At 48.9% G+C, this 17,328-nt stretch carries 13 protein-coding genes; 11 read left to right on the plus strand and 2 right to left on the minus strand.

Annotation, left to right across the window (positions count from 1 at the left end; all coding sequences use genetic code 11):
• Window positions 1-116 precede the first annotated feature (116 nt).
• From HF638_RS22525 to HF638_RS22565, 9 genes are all read left to right on the plus strand, one after another.
• Entirely contained in the window at window positions 117-1,754 is a 1,638-nt protein-coding gene (locus HF638_RS22525) for a type 2 periplasmic-binding domain-containing protein (protein WP_211175743.1), read from the plus strand.
• 175 nt (window positions 1,755-1,929) lie between these two features.
• Entirely contained in the window at window positions 1,930-4,149 is a 2,220-nt protein-coding gene (locus HF638_RS22530) for a helix-turn-helix domain-containing protein (protein WP_169482151.1), read from the plus strand.
• Window positions 4,150-4,194: 45 nt separating this feature from the next.
• On the plus strand, window positions 4,195-6,507 hold the full coding sequence (locus tag HF638_RS22535; protein WP_169482152.1) for a glycoside hydrolase family 3 N-terminal domain-containing protein: 2,313 nt from the start codon (window positions 4,195-4,197) through the stop codon (window positions 6,505-6,507).
• On the plus strand, window positions 6,504-9,635 hold the full coding sequence (locus HF638_RS22540) for an alpha-mannosidase (protein ID WP_169482153.1): 3,132 nt from the start codon (window positions 6,504-6,506) through the stop codon (window positions 9,633-9,635). The genes HF638_RS22535 and HF638_RS22540 overlap by 4 nt, the downstream gene beginning before the upstream one ends.
• Window positions 9,636-9,652: 17 nt before the next feature.
• On the plus strand, window positions 9,653-10,528 hold the full coding sequence (locus tag HF638_RS22545) for a sugar phosphate isomerase/epimerase family protein (RefSeq protein WP_047841499.1): 876 nt from the start codon (window positions 9,653-9,655) through the stop codon (window positions 10,526-10,528).
• A 12-nt stretch (window positions 10,529-10,540) separates the two neighbouring features.
• Entirely contained in the window at window positions 10,541-11,413 is an 873-nt protein-coding gene (locus tag HF638_RS22550) for a sugar phosphate isomerase/epimerase family protein (RefSeq protein WP_169482154.1), read from the plus strand.
• A gap of 187 nt (window positions 11,414-11,600) precedes the next feature.
• Entirely contained in the window at window positions 11,601-11,828 is a 228-nt protein-coding gene (locus HF638_RS22555; protein WP_169482155.1) for a DNA-binding protein, read from the plus strand.
• Between the two features lie 78 nt (window positions 11,829-11,906).
• Entirely contained in the window at window positions 11,907-12,467 is a 561-nt protein-coding gene (locus HF638_RS22560; RefSeq protein ID WP_169482156.1) for a hypothetical protein, read from the plus strand.
• 167 nt (window positions 12,468-12,634) lie between these two features.
• Entirely contained in the window at window positions 12,635-13,063 is a 429-nt protein-coding gene (locus HF638_RS22565) for a VOC family protein (RefSeq protein WP_169482157.1), read from the plus strand.
• 102 nt (window positions 13,064-13,165) lie between these two features.
• Here the strand turns inward: HF638_RS22565 and HF638_RS22570 are convergent, their stop codons facing one another.
• Complete coding sequence (locus tag HF638_RS22570; protein ID WP_169482158.1) at window positions 13,166-14,044, minus strand: hypothetical protein; 879 nt, start codon at window positions 14,042-14,044, stop codon at window positions 13,166-13,168.
• A 222-nt stretch (window positions 14,045-14,266) separates the two neighbouring features.
• Here HF638_RS22570 and ytxJ point away from each other — a divergent pair, with 222 nt between their 5' ends.
• Window positions 14,267-14,806 carry a bacillithiol system redox-active protein YtxJ gene (ytxJ, locus tag HF638_RS22575; protein WP_248278231.1) on the plus strand — a complete coding sequence of 180 codons (540 nt, stop codon included), beginning with the start codon at window positions 14,267-14,269 and terminating at the stop codon, window positions 14,804-14,806.
• Between the two features lie 125 nt (window positions 14,807-14,931).
• Here ytxJ and melA read toward each other — a convergent pair whose 3' ends face one another.
• Complete coding sequence (gene melA / locus HF638_RS22580; protein ID WP_169482159.1) at window positions 14,932-16,233, minus strand: alpha-glucosidase/alpha-galactosidase; 1,302 nt, start codon at window positions 16,231-16,233, stop codon at window positions 14,932-14,934.
• Window positions 16,234-16,435: 202 nt separating this feature from the next.
• Here melA and HF638_RS22585 point away from each other — a divergent pair, with 202 nt between their 5' ends.
• Window positions 16,436-17,263, plus strand: a complete 828-nt coding sequence (locus HF638_RS22585) for an AraC family transcriptional regulator (RefSeq protein ID WP_169482160.1) — start codon at window positions 16,436-16,438, stop codon at window positions 17,261-17,263.
• The last annotated feature ends 65 nt before the right edge of the window (window positions 17,264-17,328 follow it).

Here is a 17,328-nt window from a genome sequence, read left to right on the forward strand (position 1 = left end):
AGCCTGGTTGCCTCTTGAAAGGAGGTGGAAGGAACACGCCGGCTTCCGGGGTCGATTTTATAAACGTGCAGTACAAGTCAATAATTTGCCGTTATGAACAAAAAGGAGGAGTCAGATTGAGAAAATCTTGGATTTCGATGTTGTTTCTGGTCTTTGCTTCGATGGCTTTGTTGTCCGCATGCAGTTCATCCGAGGAATCGGGTGGAAGTAGCGACGGTAGCGGGGAGAGCGGCGGTCCTGTAACCATGACCCTCTTTGCTCCGCAAGGCAAAGCGTCCATGGAAGAGAATGAATTCACCCAATTTATCGAAGACAAGTTCGACGTTACCCTAAAATGGGATCTGGCCCCAACGGACGCTTTGCAGGATCGCAGACAATTACTGCTGGCTAGTGGTGATTATCCCGAAGTGTTTCTTCACGGCAAGTTCACCACCTCAGATCTTCAAACCTATGGAAAACAGGGCGTGTTCCTTCCGCTACAAGATCTGATTCAGGAGTATGGTCCGAATCTGACCAAGATTATGGAAGAGAAGCCATACTTCAAAGAAGCTATTACGGCACCGGATGGCAACATCTATGCGCTGCCGATCTTCAATGAATGTTACCACTGTACGTATGCACAGAAATACTGGATCAACACGGAGTGGCTTGATAATTTGGGCCTGAAAATGCCAACCACAACTGATGAACTGTATACCGTTCTGAAGGCGTTTAAGACACAAGATCCAAACGGTAACGGGAAAGCGGACGAGATTCCACTTACAGGCGCACCGAACAAGTATGTATGGAATGGCAACATTGATGCCTACCTGATGAATAGCTTTATATACAATGACAACGACAAATATCTGATCGTGAACGATGGCAAGGTGAGTTTTGCCGCCAATCAGGAAGGCTGGAAGAAAGGGCTGGAGTACATGAACAAGCTCTATGCAGATGGCCTGATTGATCCGGCTTCCTTTACACAGAATGATCAGGCAATTGGACAGCTGGGGAACAAGGAAGGCGATGAAGTGGTCGGCTCCATTACAACGGCGCTGGTCAGTTATCTCGTGAATACTTATGACAAAGACATCACCCGTCACCAGCACTGGGAGATCGTTCCTCCATTGAAAGGACCAGATGGAGTGCAGACGACAGGCGCCACGCAGAGCGTAGGTGAGTTTGAGTTTGCCATTACGAACAAAGCGACAGAAGCACAGCAGATTGCCGCCATCAAAATCGTAGACTACATGTTCAGTGAAGAAGGTGCGCTGTACGCGGAGTATGGACCAACTGAAGGAAAAGGCTGGAAGAAGGCAGATGCCGATGAGAAAAACATCAATGGTGAGCCGGCCAAATACAGCTACTACAACCTGCCTGAGCGTGATCCAAACGTTGTTGTGAACGAGAGTTGGTCACAGATCGGAGCACATGACTTGTCCAACACGTTCCGTAATCTGTTTGCGGAAGGACAGAATCCTTTAGAAGCAGAGGGTTATGGTACACGTCTGGCTCAAGCTACCAATGTGTATGAACCTTATGCACCCAAAGAAGTATACCCTGCGAACGTATTTATTCGTCCAGAGGATACGGAATCAGCTGCACAACTGACTACGGCCATCAAGGATTATGTGCAGACGAATATGGCACAGTTCATTATTGGCAGCAAGAGCATTGAAAAGGAATGGGATTCGTATGTCAAAGGCTTTGATGGTCTCGGACTGAGTAATTACCTTGAGATCTACCAGCGTGCCATTGAGAAGAATCAATAATTGAAGGATTCAATATAGAGGCTGTCCCGTCTGTCACCCGTGACCGGGACGGTCTTCTCCTATGACAACCCCACGTCATCCGATATAATGTACTGAATATTTATGGAAAATTAGCGATCAGCACAGATGTTTGTCGTCATTCAGCATGAACAGTAACGGTGGGGGGATCTCGGAGATGAACAACAATTGGTTTAGACGTTTGCTGTTATCGTATCTGCCTGTTTTCTTTATTGTGACGACCATTCTATTCTTTATTTTCTTTCAAGTATTCAATGAACAGAACCGCAGAGAAGCGCTCAAGGCCAATGAATTTCTGGCCTCTCAGGTCACGCAATATCTGGACAACTCCCTGCGTTCCATCGACTTCAAGGTACTGCGTGAGATTTTGACCAACCCTAACTTGAAGAATTATTTCTCGGTATCTGGCAGCGATGATGTGTATGCCGGCATTCAGGCGGTCCAGGTGGTTGATGAATTGAAAATAGAGTATCCGCTGATTGATTCAATTTATCTCGTTCGATACGGGGATGGCACGGTCTTCAGTAACGGGAAGGCTGTTCCGATTGAAGAGTTCCCGGATGCAGACTTTATTGCAGATAGCCGGTCAAGGGATGAACAGAAGTGGGCAGGGGCACGAGCGTTCCGAGCTTTTCCTTCGCAAGCGACGGAGCAGGTGATTACGATTGTGCGAACTGTAGGAAACGGCAAAGGACTTGTGGTGACAAACGTGGACCTAAGTACCCTGAGGAAATCCATTATGCAGATGTATGATCCGGAATTTACGTTTGTGAACATCTTCAACCGTTCGGGCGGCAATCTGTGGGATAGCAGCATGCCAGGAGGGGTTGCAGCTTATACTAAAACCACGTCGGGAGAAGTCTTCTCCGAATTTACGTCGAGTTATAGTGGTTGGAAGGTGCAGACAGGTCTTAACAATGGAAAAATCGTCAAATGGACGCTGCAATTTTATAATATCTGGTTTGCCTTTGCTGTAGTGGTTGTGTTGATTGGTGTGGTGTGGGTGATCTATGTTACCCGCAGAAACTACAAGCCGATTCAGCAGATTGTCACGTTAATTCAGACCGTCTCTTCGCAGAAGCAATCGGGGCTCAACTATGGCAAGGAGAATGAGTTTCGATTCATCCATACAACGCTGGAACGCATGATTGATCAGACGAGACAATATCAGGAGGAGCACGAAGAGAATCTGATTTTGCAGAAAAAAATGTTCTTTCAGGAGTTGCTGGAGGGCACACGAGACTTTACGAGCACGGAGCTGACAGCGGAGATGAAGAAGTTCAAACTGCCTGAGCTGGAGCATCATTGGGCCGTCATGGTAGTTGAAATGGATCGGTATGATGCATTTGTGACGGAGTATCATGATCAGGACCAATCCCTCTTGAAATTTGTGTTATCCAGTATCCTGCAGGAGAGTGCGCGTCATGAAGGAACGGAAGTATGGGCTGAATGGATCTCCGATCAGCGTTTGTACGCCATCCTCTGGATTCCGGCAATGGAACAGGCCGAGGAGACCGAGCACCGATTGCTGGCTGGTTATCTGGACAGAATCGATCAGTATCTGAACTTCACTGTGACCATTGGTGTTGGTCGGGTCGCTGTTGATATTCGGGGGTTGAGAGCTTCATTGAAAGAAGCTGTGCACGCGCTGGAGTACAAGGCTGTACTGGGCATAAATCGCATCATTCCGTGTAGTGATGTGCCGAATTCGACCAATGATGTGTATGAGTTTCTGAAGACCATCTCACTGCTGGTGCAGGCGATGCGTTTATCGGACGATGTGTGGGAAAAGCATTTTGAGAGACTGTTTGAACAAATCAGTGAGTCCGTTCTGTCCCGTCAGGAGATTATGAATACGATCCAATTGTTATTTCAACATTACAATCGGGAATTCGCCGAACTTCCACGAGAGTATCAGGAGTCATGGGCCGCTATATTCACCCCACTTCTTCCAAGGCTGGAGGGCTGGGAGACGTTAGACGATCTGCGTGAGCTGTGCTGGGAAGGGTTCAGAGAACTGGCGTTGCAGATGCAGACACTGCACTGTTCCCGAAAACACAGATCACATATTCTGGAGATTCGCAAATACATCGAAGAGCATTACAACAATCCTGATCTGTCACTGAACTACCTTAGTGATCTATTCGATATTAATCCGAAGTATCTGAGTAAGCTTTTCAAGGATGAGATTGGGGAGAAGTTTGTGGATCTGCTCATTAGTCATCGCATTGAAAAAGCCAAGCTGCTCATGCAGGAGACGGATAAGGCTATTCAGGAGATCAGTGAGGAAGTGGGTTACACGAACTATAATTCCTTCAACCGGGCTTTCAAGAACGTGGTGGGTGTGGCACCAAGTGACTACCGCAAAGCCATGTGAGTGCATGCGCCTAACTAATTCCGAACGCATAAGGAGAATGTGCATATGGACTATAAAGATGCTTCGCTTCCCATTCAGGAACGGGTTCAGGATCTGATCGGACGGATGAAAACGGCAGAGAAGATTGGACAACTCATTCAGCCGATGGGGTGGAAGACGTATGATAAAGCACCTGATGGTACAGTACAGGTGACGGAAGAGTTCAAAGCGGACATTGAACAGGGCGGTGTCGGTTCTCTGTATGGTGTGCTCCGGGCCGATCCATGGACTGAAGTGACGCTGGAAACGGGGCTTACCCCACGGCAGGGAGCCGTTGCCACGAATGTTATTCAACAGTATGCCATGGAGCATTCCCGGCTGGGCATTCCCATTTTGTTCGGGGAAGAGTGTTCCCACGGGCATATGGCGATCGGGGCGACAGTATTTCCGGTACCGTTAATGGTGGGTAGCACGTGGAATATGGAGTTATACCGCAAGATGTGTGAAGCCATCGCTGTGGAGACCCGGAGCCAGGGGGGAGCGGCAACGTATTCCCCGGTGCTTGATGTGGTACGTGACCCGAGATGGGGACGGACAGAGGAATGTTTTGCCGAAGACCCATACCTAATCGGTGAATTTGCAGTAGAAGCCATGAAGGGACTACAGGGTGATCGGCTCGACTCCAACCAGACGATTGTCGCTACACTTAAGCATTTTGCGGCTTATGGCAGCTCAGAGGGTGGACGTAATGCAGCACCTGTGCATATGGGATTACGTGAATTACATGAAATAGATCTGTTGCCGTTCAAAAAAGCAGTGGAAGCCGGGGGTTGTTCCGTCATGACCGCTTATAACGAGATAGATGGCGTACCGTGCACGTCCAGTACGTATCTGCTGAATGACCTTCTGCGCGAGCAGTGGGGTTTTGAGGGATTTGTCATTACTGATTTTGGTGCCATTCAGATGCTGGTTCATGGACATAACACCGCCGAGAACGGGGAGCAGGCCGTGGCACAGTCCCTTCAGGCAGGTGTAGACATGGAGATGTCCGGGTACATGTACCGCAAACATCTTGGTCAGGCGCTTGAGCAGGGATTGATCAAAGAGAAGGATCTGGACTTGGCTGTGTGGCGAGTGCTGGAGATGAAATTCAGACTTGGGCTATTTGAAAAGCCTTTCGTTGATCCAGAGTTTGCAGAGCGGGTTATTGGATGTGAAGATCATATTCAGCTGGCAAGGGAAGTTGCACAAGAGGGGATTGTTTTACTGAAAAATGAGGGAAATACTCTTCCGCTTGCCAAAACAGGTCCAAAGCTAGCTGTCATTGGTCCGAACGCGAACCATATCTATAACCAGCTTGGGGACTATACCTCGCCACAGCCGAGAGAACAGATCGTCACCGTACTGGATGGCATTACGCGCAAGCTTGGCGCGGATTCGGGGCAGGTGCTGTACGCACCTGGCTGCCGGATTAAAGGCGATTCCAGAGAGGGCTTTGCACAAGCGCTCGTCTGTGCGGAACAGGCCGATGTCATCGTGATGGTGATGGGTGGTTCCAGCGCCCGCGATTTTGGTGAAGGTACGATCGATTTGCGGACAGGTGCTTCAATGGTGACCGATGATCCTTGGAACGACATGGAGTGTGGTGAGGGCATTGACCGGGCTTCCCTGAATCTCATGGGTGTTCAATTAGAGCTGGTGCAGGAGGTACATAGGCTGGGGAAACCCGTTATCGTGGTGTATATTAACGGACGCCCCATTGCTGAACCTTGGATTGATGAGCATGTCCATGCGATTGTGGAAGCGTGGTACCCCGGACAGGAAGGTGGTAACGCGATTGCGGATATTCTGTTTGGCGATGTGAATCCATCTGGCCGCCTTACCGTCTCCATTCCCAAGCATGTTGGGCAACTTCCGGTCTACTATCATGCCAAACGCACTCGTGGCAAACGGTATCTGGAGATGGATCTGGCGCCGCAGTACCCGTTTGGATATGGACTGAGCTACACCGAATTCAAATACGAGAATGTAAGAGTAATGCCAGAAATCATCGGCCCGGACGATGAAGCTCAGGTGATGGTTGAAGTCACGAATACCGGAGCGGTTGCGGGAAGCGAGGTTGTGCAGTTGTACATCACGGATGTGTCGGCTTCGGTTACGCGGGCTGAAATGTCACTTAAGGGTTTTCGTAAAATTCATCTGAAGCCAGGACAGACCCAGACCGTTACATTCCCTGTGCAAAAAGAACACCTCGCACTGATCGACTCTCGTCTCCAGTCTGTCGTAGAACCGGGTGAATTCAGGCTCATGGTTGGCCGCAATTCTATGGATTGGACCGCCTGCAGTCTGCACATCCAGAAGGTGGGGGTGGAGGTATGATTCGAATTCAGCGATTCATCGAAGATCTGAAGCAGCGGCAATGGCTGGATACGATCGAGCTTCCAGCGTGGGAGATGCAGAGGGCCAGATACATTCGGCCAGGGGAATACGAGTACGAGCAGGGATATGAAAATGAAGATGAGCAGGCAGACAAGGCCATGCAAAGCTTGAATCCGCTGAACAGCGTACACGGCACGACGTATTTTCTGAGTAATCGTGTGGAGATTCCGGCGGAATGGCAAGATCAAGCTGTTGGGCTAATCTTCGAGGCTGGAGGAGAAGGGCTGCTGAAGGTGAATGGCTTACCTTATCATGGACTGGACCGGAACCACGGATTCGTACCCCTGCCGAGAAGTCGGGTAGGTGATACGCCGCAGTTGGAGATTGAACTCTACGATCCGATTCCCGAGCCGCAGGATCCACTCAACAGACAAGCCGTTATTCAGCCGCCTATTCAGGGCATTCGGGCAGCACTGGTTCATGTTAATCAGCCTTTGCAGAGCCTAATGTACAGCGTGACGGTACTCGCCGAGTCGCTCCGGGCATATAACGAGAAGGAACCCAAGCGGATGGCACTTGTTCAAGCCATTCATCAGGTGATGGATGACATGTACAATGACCCGAACCGCTGGAGTGATGCAGCCTGGATACAGAACTTTGAACATGGATTAGTACAGTCGGTACAGCAGGAAGACCCGGAGGAGTATAGAAGTGGCTTCATGCATCTGGTTGGACAATCCCATATTGATATTGCCTGGCTGTGGCCTGTACGTGAGACGGTTCGCAAGTCCAGTCGCACGTTCTCGACCATGTGTACGTTGATGGACACATACCCGGATTTTGTGTATTCCCAGAGCCAGCCGCAGTTGTATGCCTTCGTGAAGGATAATTACCCGGAGCTGTACAAGCGTGTTAAAGCCCGCATTGCCGAAGGACGCTGGGAATTGGTTGGAGGCATGTGGGTGGAGCCGGATCTGAATATTCCGAGTGGAGAATCGTTGGTTCGGCAGATTTTGTATGGACAGAACTTCTACCAGGCGGAATTTGGCAAGCGCTCCAACATCGAGTGGCTACCGGATACCTTCGGCTACTGTGCTTCTTTGCCGCAGATGCTGAAGCTTGCGGATATTCCTTATTTTATGACCACCAAGCTGAATTGGAATGATACCAATGCGTTTCCTTATGACCTCTTCGACTGGGTAGGCATTGATGGTACTTCGGTGCTTGCGTATCTGAACCATGGCGTGAATGAGCATACGCGTCCCAAAGATGTGGATGAACATTGGCAATCATTTAAACAAAAAGATGTGCACCCTGAGCAAATGTTGCTTTACGGACATGGCGATGGTGGTGGTGGAGTAACCAATGAGATGGTAGAGTTTGCGGAGCGATCCCACTTGATGGTGGGACAGCCAATCAGCAAATTCAGCACAGCTGGCGCTTTTTTTGAAGACATATCATTAAATAATCCGACGTTGCCAAAATGGCACGGGGACTTGTATCTGGAACTGCATCGCGGAACTTACACAACCCATGCAAGGAACAAACGTAGCAACCGTAAGGCAGAGGTATTATATCGGGAAGCGGAGATCTGGGGGCAATTTGCCGGGGCTTACGCCATACACACGAAGAATGATCTGGATGAAGGCTGGAAGTTGATTATGCTCAACCAATTCCATGACATTATTCCGGGAACGTCGATTCCTGAAGTTTACGTAACGTCCACCGAGGAATACACGAAGGTATTTGCACTGGGTACATCCGCACTGCGGGAAACGCTGGATACCCTTGCGGAGAACATTGCAACAGATGAAGTCGATGGTCTCCCCTATATTATATTCAACAGCCTCGGCTGGAAACGCGGAGAAAATATCACCATTACAGGGGATGCTCACCTCGCCAGGATGGCTGCATTTGATCGTCAAGGAAACCGTCTGGCCTGTGATCTTGAACAAAAGGAAGACAAGTATACGTTGCTCGTGCATGTTCCGTCGATTCCTGCTTTTGGGTATACAACCATATGGCTGCGCGAAGCATCGGATGTTATCCTTCCAGTAAGGGAAGAAGAACAATTCCCTTCCATATGGGAAACCGAATTTTACACCCTTGAGTTCAATGACTTGGGAGAGATCACCCGATGGTATGACAAAACGGTAGGACGCGACTGGCTGAAGCCCGGTGATCGGGCGAATGAGTGGCAGTTTTTCCACGACAAACCGACGTACTGGGATGCATGGGATATCGATCCACGATTTGAATCCCAGCGAGCAGGTGCCGTGCAGTTGATCTCCAGAGAGGTTGTACAGCGCGGGGATACGCGAGATGTACTACGTTTTGTATGGAGGCTGAATCAGTCGGAGATCAGCCAGGATGTCATTTTACATCGCCACCAGCGGCGTGTTGATTTCCATACGAAAGTGAACTGGAAGGAGAGCCATAAGCTGCTCAAGGTGGCCTTTCCGGTGGATCTGTTGGCAGCCAAAGCAGCCTATGAGATTCCATTTGGAGCGTTGGAGCGTCCAACTCATAACAACACCAGTTGGGAACAGGCGCAGTTCGAGGTCTGTGGGCATCGTTGGGCGGATATCTCGGAGGGCAATAGCGGTGTGAGTTTGCTGAATGATTGCAAGTACGGATACGACATCAAGGATCGGACGATCCGCCTGTCCCTGCTTCGTGCCCCGAAATGGCCGGATGAACATGCCGATCAGGGCGATCATGAATTCACGTACTCGATCCTGCCCCACCAGGGCGATTGGCGACAAGCTGCCGTCGTTCGCCGGGCGATGGAGCTTAATTATCCGGTGGAAGTTGTGGCAGCGAGTCAGTCTTCCGGTCACTTGCCAGCTGAACATGCTTGGGTTCAGTTCCGTAGTGAGCATGTCATTCTAGATGCTATTAAGGCTGCGGAAGATGGCTCGGGAACGGTGCTGCGTTTCTACGAATCATCAGGAGGTCGGGAAACGGTACAGGTTCAGTGGGCTGAAAAGGAAATCAAAGCGTCCATCATTAATCTGCTGGAGGATGAGATCCATCCGTTGGTTTGTCCGAACGGCACATTCGAACTGACATTCAAACCGTACGAAATTAAGTCGGTTAAACTTGTTCCAGTGAATCCAAATACGTAATCTTCAGGAGGTATGACATGAAATTAACGAATAAGATCGGTGTCATCGTGGATAGCTTTGGCGTAGGTGTACGGGAAGGGTTGAACAAAGCCAAAGACGTAGGTGCAGAAGGTGTGCAGATCTACGCCGTCAAGGGAGAGATGGACCCTGAAAATTTGTCACCTGCGGCGCGTAAAGAGTTGAAGAGTTACATCGATTCTCTGGGTCTTGAAATTTCAGCACTGGTTGGCGACCTGGGTGGACATGGTTTTCAGGTCAAGGAAGATAATCCGTGGAAAGTGGAGAAGTCGAAGCGGATAGTGGATCTGGCCCTTGATCTGGGCACCAACATCGTCACAACACATATCGGCATTGTTCCACACGACCCTTCATCGGAGGTGTATGCCACGCTGCACGCTGCTTGTGAGGAACTGGGCCAATACGCCAAAAGTGTTGGCGCATACTTTGCCATTGAGACAGGACCGGAAACGGCTGCTGACTTAAAAGGATTCCTGGATACGCTGTCGACCAACGGAGTATCGGTGAATTTTGACCCGGCGAATATGGTGATGGTGACCGGAGATGATCCGGCGCGGGGCGTTCATCTGCTTAAGGATTACATCGTACATACCCATGTGAAGGATGGTGTGCGGCTGAAGGAAGTTGACCCACGAGACGTATACGGAGCGGTCGGTTATGCCCCTATGGATCACGATAAGATTGCCGAGATGGTCTCTTCCGGGACTTTCTTCCGTGAGGTGCCGCTGGGCGAGGGTGGCGTTGATTTTGACGGATACTTTGCAGCGCTTCAGGAGATTGGTTACACCGGTTATCTGACAATTGAACGCGAGGTAGGTCATCAGCCGGAGCAGGACATTCGTAAGGCGGTTCAATTTATCCAACAATATCGATAGGGAGCTGAGCAGATGAAAGTGGGCCTGAGCACGTATAGTTTGTTGAACGATTTGAATTCGGGTGATATGACGGTGCTGGATGTGATCGACTGGATTGCGGCGAACGGCGGCGAGCATATGGAAATGGTGCCTTACGGTTACACTGTTGAGGATAATCACGATCTGGCGGATACGATTCGGGAACGGGCGGCATCTGCAGGTATTGAACTGTCCAACTACTCGATGCCGGCGAACTTCGTGCAGGAGACGGAAGAGGCGTTTGCAGAAGAGATGGCTCGGGTCAAAAGGCATGTGGATGTCGTACACCGGATGGGTGTAAAACATTTGCGTCATGACGTCACGGCGTTTACCCTGCCGAAGGAGAAGATGACCATTGCCTGGTTCGAGGAACATCTGCCTCTGATGGTGCGGGGAAGCCAGATCATTGCGGACTACGCCGCGCAGTTTGGAATCACCACAACCATTGAGAATCACGGCTTCAGCGTGCAGGCGAGTGATCGGGTGCAACGTGTTCTGCATGCTGTAGATCGTCCGAACTTTAAAACAACACTCGATATTGGCAACTTCATGTGTGTGGATGAGAATCCGATCATCGGTGTCATGAAAAATCTGCCGTACGCTTCTCTGGTCCACTTCAAAGATTTCTACTTCCGTCCTTATGATGAGCATCCGGGTGAGGGTGAGTGGTTCACGACAGCCTACGGCAACTTCCTGCGTGGGGCGATCGTTGGGCAAGGGGATATTCCGATCCGCAAAATTGTAAAGTTAATCAAAGACTCTGGCTATGATGGCCACATTACGGTGGAGTTCGAAGGCATGGAGGAATGTAAATCCGCATCCAAGATTGCGATGGATAACCTGCGTCGCTTCTGGGAAGAAGCATAAGAATATTATGGAAATACTATCAAGGGCCACGTTCAGAAGTGGCTCTTTTTGTCATGCAGCAGCAGTCGAATAAGCCTAACAGAATATGGTTCTGTGCAAGGATTAAGCTATAAGTAGCACAAGTATGGTATAATAGATACATTCAGCCTGATAATAACTGGCTATGGATAGGAGAGGTCGCTGATCTATGCAGGTATTCGAGGACTGGAATCAGAAGGTAAAGAAGACGTTTAATGCTACGAACCCAGAGGTAGTATTGACGGTATCGGAAGCTGGAAGTTTGCTCGGTTTGACCAAAGACCAGATGAAACTGTACGTGGACAAGAACAAACTAACGAAGGTCCCGATCATGAGAAGTGTTCACCGATACCTCTTATTGAAAAGTGAAATAGATAGCATCGTTCAAACGCGATAACTTCATAGGATTGAACACAACCATTTTACCGACAGGATTCGGGAGAGTGGTCTTTTTTTTATCGGAAGGGGACAGAATGTGCTGAATAAAGTGTCCAATTGGTTCTATCAACGGGTAAATTGGAAATGGCTTGTAGCTGCGGTTGTTGTATTTGCCTGTTTTATTGCATTTATTCTGCCCTGGCAAGCGGCGAAGTCGGAGGAGGCCACAGGTGGTGGGCAGTCCCCGGATTCATCGTTTCTGTACACGGCGGATGATCTATATCAGATGGCTGAGCAATATGGGGAAGCAGGGCGGAGCGCCTATATTCAGGCACGATTCACATTTGATCTGATCTGGCCACTGGCCTATCTGTTCCTCTTGGTTGTTCTGTTATCCGTACTATATCGCGTACTTCCGGTAAAGAGTCGCTGGCGCTGGATAAATCTGATTCCGGTCTTAGGTTGGGCTATGGATATGCTTGAAAATATAGGTGCGTCCCTGATCATGTCTCGTTATCCCGAACGTACGCCTGTGCTTGCTGAACTCACTCCGATATTTACCTTGTTGAAATGGTGTCTGATCTATGCCAGTTTTACAGCACTGGTTCCGGGTGTTCTGATCACGGTTCTCTACTATATACGTAAGCGCAAGAAGTAGTGGAGAGAGGGATGGATTAAGAATATGTTGGTAACCCTAATCGTGTAAAGGTCCGCAGAGATGAGTGCAGAAATATACGCTTGTCAAAGGACAACCTGTTCATATATACTCATGTCGCAAGTGGCGTGAATCGTTTAATTACAAGAGCTCAAGGAGATGAAGAACGCATGTCGATCAGCTTGAATGTGTATCTGGTAACAGACGGTAATGGACGCGAAGCGGTAGATTTTTATCAAAAGGCATTTGGGGCCGAAGTGCTCGCGCTTCAAACATTTGGCGATGGTCCATCCGACTCGAATCACCCCATCCCGCCAGAAGCGAAAGACCGTATTATGCATGCTTCTCTGCAGATTGGCAGCTCGGTATTAATGTTGTCCGACACGTTTCCAGGCATGCCGTACACTGTAGGTAATCATGTTACGGTTACAGTGAATACGGATACAGCGGATGAAGCCAAAGCAATTTTTAACCAACTGCAAGATGGCGGCGAAGTGAAAATGCCGATACAAGAGACGTTCTGGAGTCCAGCCTACGGCTCGGTTGTTGACAAGTTCGGCGTACAATTTCAGATCAGTGCTACGCCAGGACAAGCTTAAGAGTGTACTCTTTGCTAATATAACCCTCAAAAGGGAAAAAACCTCCGCGGTCTGCTTTGAGCAGCTGTAGAGGTTTTTTGCTTTTTTTGTAATGAATCGTGATTAGTCTTCCTTCTGAATCTTGGAAGGGTTGTTGATTTTATAGGGAACCGGGTTACGTGTGAGCTTCTTCTTGATAATTTTCGCTTCAAACGTGATAACGTCGCCCACTTCCAGTTCCTGTTTCTTAACGGTGGCACTGTGGCTAGACCAGGCTTCCCCAACATCAATGACGTCTGGCTCCGTAATGGTAACAGCTTCATAGATGATGACTTCATCGTCATTGTCAGAGAAGTGATTCGGTACGGTGGTGAACTCTTTGACAACGGCACTCATCTTCACTTTACCTTCTGGCAGATCAATCTTGAGGCTCTTAGCTTTGCTCGCTGTTTTGGCTTTAGGTTGGGCATCACTGGCTGCCCCAGACTGAGGTCCAACATACTCTTCTACCAGCCCATCCGGATCACCCTTCAGCCCCGAGGAGAATTCATCTGTGTCCGTGTCGTCGGAATCATCCAGATCCGCCGGAATTTCATCCAGATCCGCCGGAATTTCATCTGGGTTAGCCAGAGCATCGGGAGTTAGCGTAACATCAGCAGGGGTATCTGGTGCGACTGTATCCGAAGTTGAGGGTTCTGTGCTTCGATCTGATCCTGCTGTTCCTATGCTTCGTGCGTTGTAACTGGACGCTTGCATTTCCTTCAGATAAGAAGGGTGAATGCAATGCTTTTGTCCATTATCCAGTTGAATAACAGCTGCCATGTGATCGACATATCCAATGATGGTGCACGGCATGTTCAGACCATTTCCTTTATAATAGAACGTTTTGAGTTTGGTCGCTTTACCGGAAAGCAGGCCCCACTCCTGACATTTCTCAATTAGCTCATCTTCGTTATCCAGCGCAATAAAATCCTGCGGTTCAATCATAAACGCGTATGTCATATGGAATTTCCGCCCTTCCAATCCATTCTTCATGTTCATCGTTTCCAAATTACAACCAGTGTATCACAAATGAGCATTTTGCATAAATCCAATCACTGAAATCTGTACCCGGAGACGAAGATTATCAAGGCCTACCCGCAGAAGCCTATGCTATAATTTGATCAGAATATAAGTTGGGAAGATATAGCCCTGATATACATATTTCATGAAGGGAAGATCTGCATGAAGAAAAAAGTAAATCATCAAGCCGTATGGCTTGCTATAGGTGTTGCCATGGGAGTCGGCATTGGTACGGCTACGCAGCAACTTGGACTCGGGATTGCTTTTGGCGTGGCGCTTGGCATTGTGATTGATTCGATGGTTAGCAAACGTGTGGGATCAGACTCGGAACATATGCTCAGCGAGCATGTTCGTGAATTGCACAAATCGGGTGACTGGGAAGAGGCACTTCAGCGTTCGCAGGATCACCCGGTGCTCATCCTGAAGCACAGCACGACTTGTCCGAAGAGTGCGAGAGCGTACAGAGAGTTTATGGCCTTTGTAGGCACCAATGTATCAGATCCCAAACAACCCATGGACTACCGCATTGTCAAAGTGATTGAAAATCGCTCGTTGTCCCGCCATATTGCGGAAGAGACAGAGGTTCATCATGAGTCACCACAGGTACTTCTTCTCGATCAGGGAAAAGTCGTCAATCATACCTCTCATGGCAAAATCACGAAAAAAAGATTATTGCAGTGGGCACAGCATCCGTTTGGATAAAGGCCATTAAGTGGAGACTTCTTTCTTTCATCATATGACAGGAATAAACACATTTTATAATGATTTCAACAATTAAAGTACAAAGCACCGTCTCCTTTAGCTACAAAGGAAACGGTGCTTTTATATTATGACGTGTATTTTGGCAACCAGTCGCCGTGAGCCTCAATCAACTCATCACACATCGCTACGATATCATCGATAGACAGCTCCGCAGCCGTGTGTGGATCAAGCATAGCGGCGTGATAGATATGTTCTTTTTTGCCGGTAATTGCCGCTTCAATCGTCAGCAGCTGCGTGTTGATGTTGGTCCGGTTCAATGCCGCGAGTTGTGGGGGCAGGTCACCAATGAACGTAGGGCTGATCCCTGATCCATCCACCAGACAAGGTACCTCGACACATGCCTCGCGCGGCAGGTTCGTAATCAATCCGTTGTTCATGACGTTGCCGCCAATTTTGTAAGGTTGGTTCGTCTCCATAGCCTCCATAATATGCGACGCGTATTCACGGCTACGGGTATGTTCAATATTTTCGCTGGCAAACAGCTTGGTACGCATCTCTTTCCAGCCTTCAATCTGGTTCACACACCGGCGTGGATACTCATCCAGTGGAATGTTGAAGCGTTCGATTAGCTCCGGGTAGTTCCGCTTGATGAAGTAAGGGTGGTACTCGGCATTGTGCTCGGAGGATTCCGTTACATAATAGCCAAAACGCTGCATCAGCTCAAAACGAACCATGTCGTCATGCTGTTCCTTCTGTTTTTCCTTCGCCAGGCGTTTAATCTCGGGGTACAGATCCTGCCCATCTTTTGTAACTTCGAGCAGCCACGCCATGTGGTTGATGCCTGCAATTTTGGCCACGACACCTGTCTGATCGATCCCCAGTGCATCGAACATATGCGGCACACATACCTGCACACTATGACACAATCCTACCGTTTTGATCCCACCATGCACGTTCATGACGTTGGTAAGCACGGCCATCGGGTTGGTGTAGTTCAGGAACCATGCATCCGGACATACTTCCTGCATATCCCGGGCAAAATCCAGCATGACCGGAATCGTACGCAAGTTACGGAAAATTCCGCCGATGCCGAGTGTATCTGCAATCGTTTGACGTAGTCCGTATTTCTTCGGAATCTCGAAGTCCGTAATGGTACATGGATCATATCCACCGACTTGAATGGCGTTGATGACATATTTGGCTCCGCGTAGTGCTTCTTTGCGGTCATGATATACGTTAATGACACAACGACTTCCAATTGAACGGGCCAGACTGGTCAGCAGTCGCTCTGAGTCGCTCAAACGTTCAGCATCGATATCAAACAATGCTAGCTCAAAATCCTGCAGTGCTTCGGTCATCATGACATCACCCAATACATTTTTAACAAAGACGGTGCTGCCTGCACCGAGAAATGTAATTTTGTTCATCTTAAGTTCAGCCTCCTGAAAAATGTTGTACCCCAACTATAGGCCGAACCGGCGCATATAACTATGGCTCAACCCCTCTCAAACATGGCATAATCCCATTTTTGTTTTCGCTTTCAGCTGATATTTATCCACTTTAGCTGTTATAATTTTATTAGGGTATAGATAGTGATCATCGAAAGGAAGTAAGGAGGGAGGGCGTAGAATGAGTCCGATCGAGATGAATGTGGTTCCCACGGGCTGGACACAGATGGAGCTGGTCTTGCTGTTTTTCGGGTGGGAGGCGTGTGATCCTGCGCATTATTGGGGACCGGGTGTACGTGATTCCTACGTTGTGCATTACATCCATAAAGGACGGGGCACTGTGTACATGGGGGACCAAGAATACAAGTTGACCCAGGGGCAGGGTTTTGTCATTCTCCCGGACACACTTATTCATTATGAGGCAGATCCGCAGGAGCCATGGACGTATTCGTGGTTTGGATTCAAAGGTGTTCAAGCCAAGGCATTCATGCAACGTGCCCGATTGAGCCCGGAGCATCCAGTGTATGATGCGCGTGATACGAATACGATGGATCAGTTGTATACGGAGATGGTTCAGGCTTCCACGCGTCCGTCAGGCGATGTGATGAACCAGAGTCTCTTGTACCGCCTGATAGCAGAGTTGATCTCATCGTCACCGGTAGAGGAAGAGGAGGGACAGCTTCTTTCGAACAAAGAAGAGTACATCAGGCAAGCAGTTCAGTTTATGGAGAACAGGTACAGCCAGCGAACCTCCATTCTGGATATTGCTCACGCCGTGGGGCTAGATCGCACGTATCTATCGGGATTGTTCAAAGAGCGATATGGCATGTCGCTACAGTCCTTTTTCCTGGAGTACCGCATGAATCGAGCTGCTGAACTTCTACAGAATCCAGGGCTGTCGGTCAGTGAAGTGGCACATTCAGTTGGCTATACGGACCCATTATTGTTTTCGAAGATGTTTAAGCGAGTGACGGGCGTATCTCCGAAGGGTTCGAGAATTCGCGATTAGATGCACCTATTGCTTCAAATTTAAAAGAAAAGTTTCGATCATTAAACGTTGTCCCGCTATTTTGA

The sequence above is a fragment of the Paenibacillus sp. SZ31 genome (assembly GCF_012912005.1).
Taxonomy (GTDB): domain Bacteria; phylum Bacillota; class Bacilli; order Paenibacillales; family Paenibacillaceae; genus Paenibacillus.

Bases quoted from the DNA above. Each gene is read 5' to 3' on its own strand.
- HF638_RS22530 (WP_169482151.1), top strand. From the start codon at position 1,930: ATGAACAACAATTGGTTTAGACGTTTGCTGTTATCGTATCTGCCTGTT.
- HF638_RS22535 (WP_169482152.1), top strand. From the start codon at position 4,195: ATGGACTATAAAGATGCTTCGCTTCCCATTCAGGAACGGGTTCAGGAT.
- HF638_RS22540 (WP_169482153.1), top strand. From the start codon at position 6,504: ATGATTCGAATTCAGCGATTCATCGAAGATCTGAAGCAGCGGCAATGG.
- HF638_RS22545 (WP_047841499.1), top strand. From the start codon at position 9,653: ATGAAATTAACGAATAAGATCGGTGTCATCGTGGATAGCTTTGGCGTA.
- HF638_RS22550 (WP_169482154.1), top strand. From the start codon at position 10,541: ATGAAAGTGGGCCTGAGCACGTATAGTTTGTTGAACGATTTGAATTCG.
- HF638_RS22555 (WP_169482155.1), top strand. From the start codon at position 11,601: ATGCAGGTATTCGAGGACTGGAATCAGAAGGTAAAGAAGACGTTTAAT.
- HF638_RS22565 (WP_169482157.1), top strand. From the start codon at position 12,635: ATGTCGATCAGCTTGAATGTGTATCTGGTAACAGACGGTAATGGACGC.
- HF638_RS22570 (WP_169482158.1), bottom strand. From the start codon at position 14,044: ATGACATACGCGTTTATGATTGAACCGCAGGATTTTATTGCGCTGGAT.
- ytxJ (WP_248278231.1), top strand. From the start codon at position 14,267: ATGAAGAAAAAAGTAAATCATCAAGCCGTATGGCTTGCTATAGGTGTT.
- melA (WP_169482159.1), bottom strand. From the start codon at position 16,233: ATGAACAAAATTACATTTCTCGGTGCAGGCAGCACCGTCTTTGTTAAA.
- HF638_RS22585 (WP_169482160.1), top strand. From the start codon at position 16,436: ATGAGTCCGATCGAGATGAATGTGGTTCCCACGGGCTGGACACAGATG.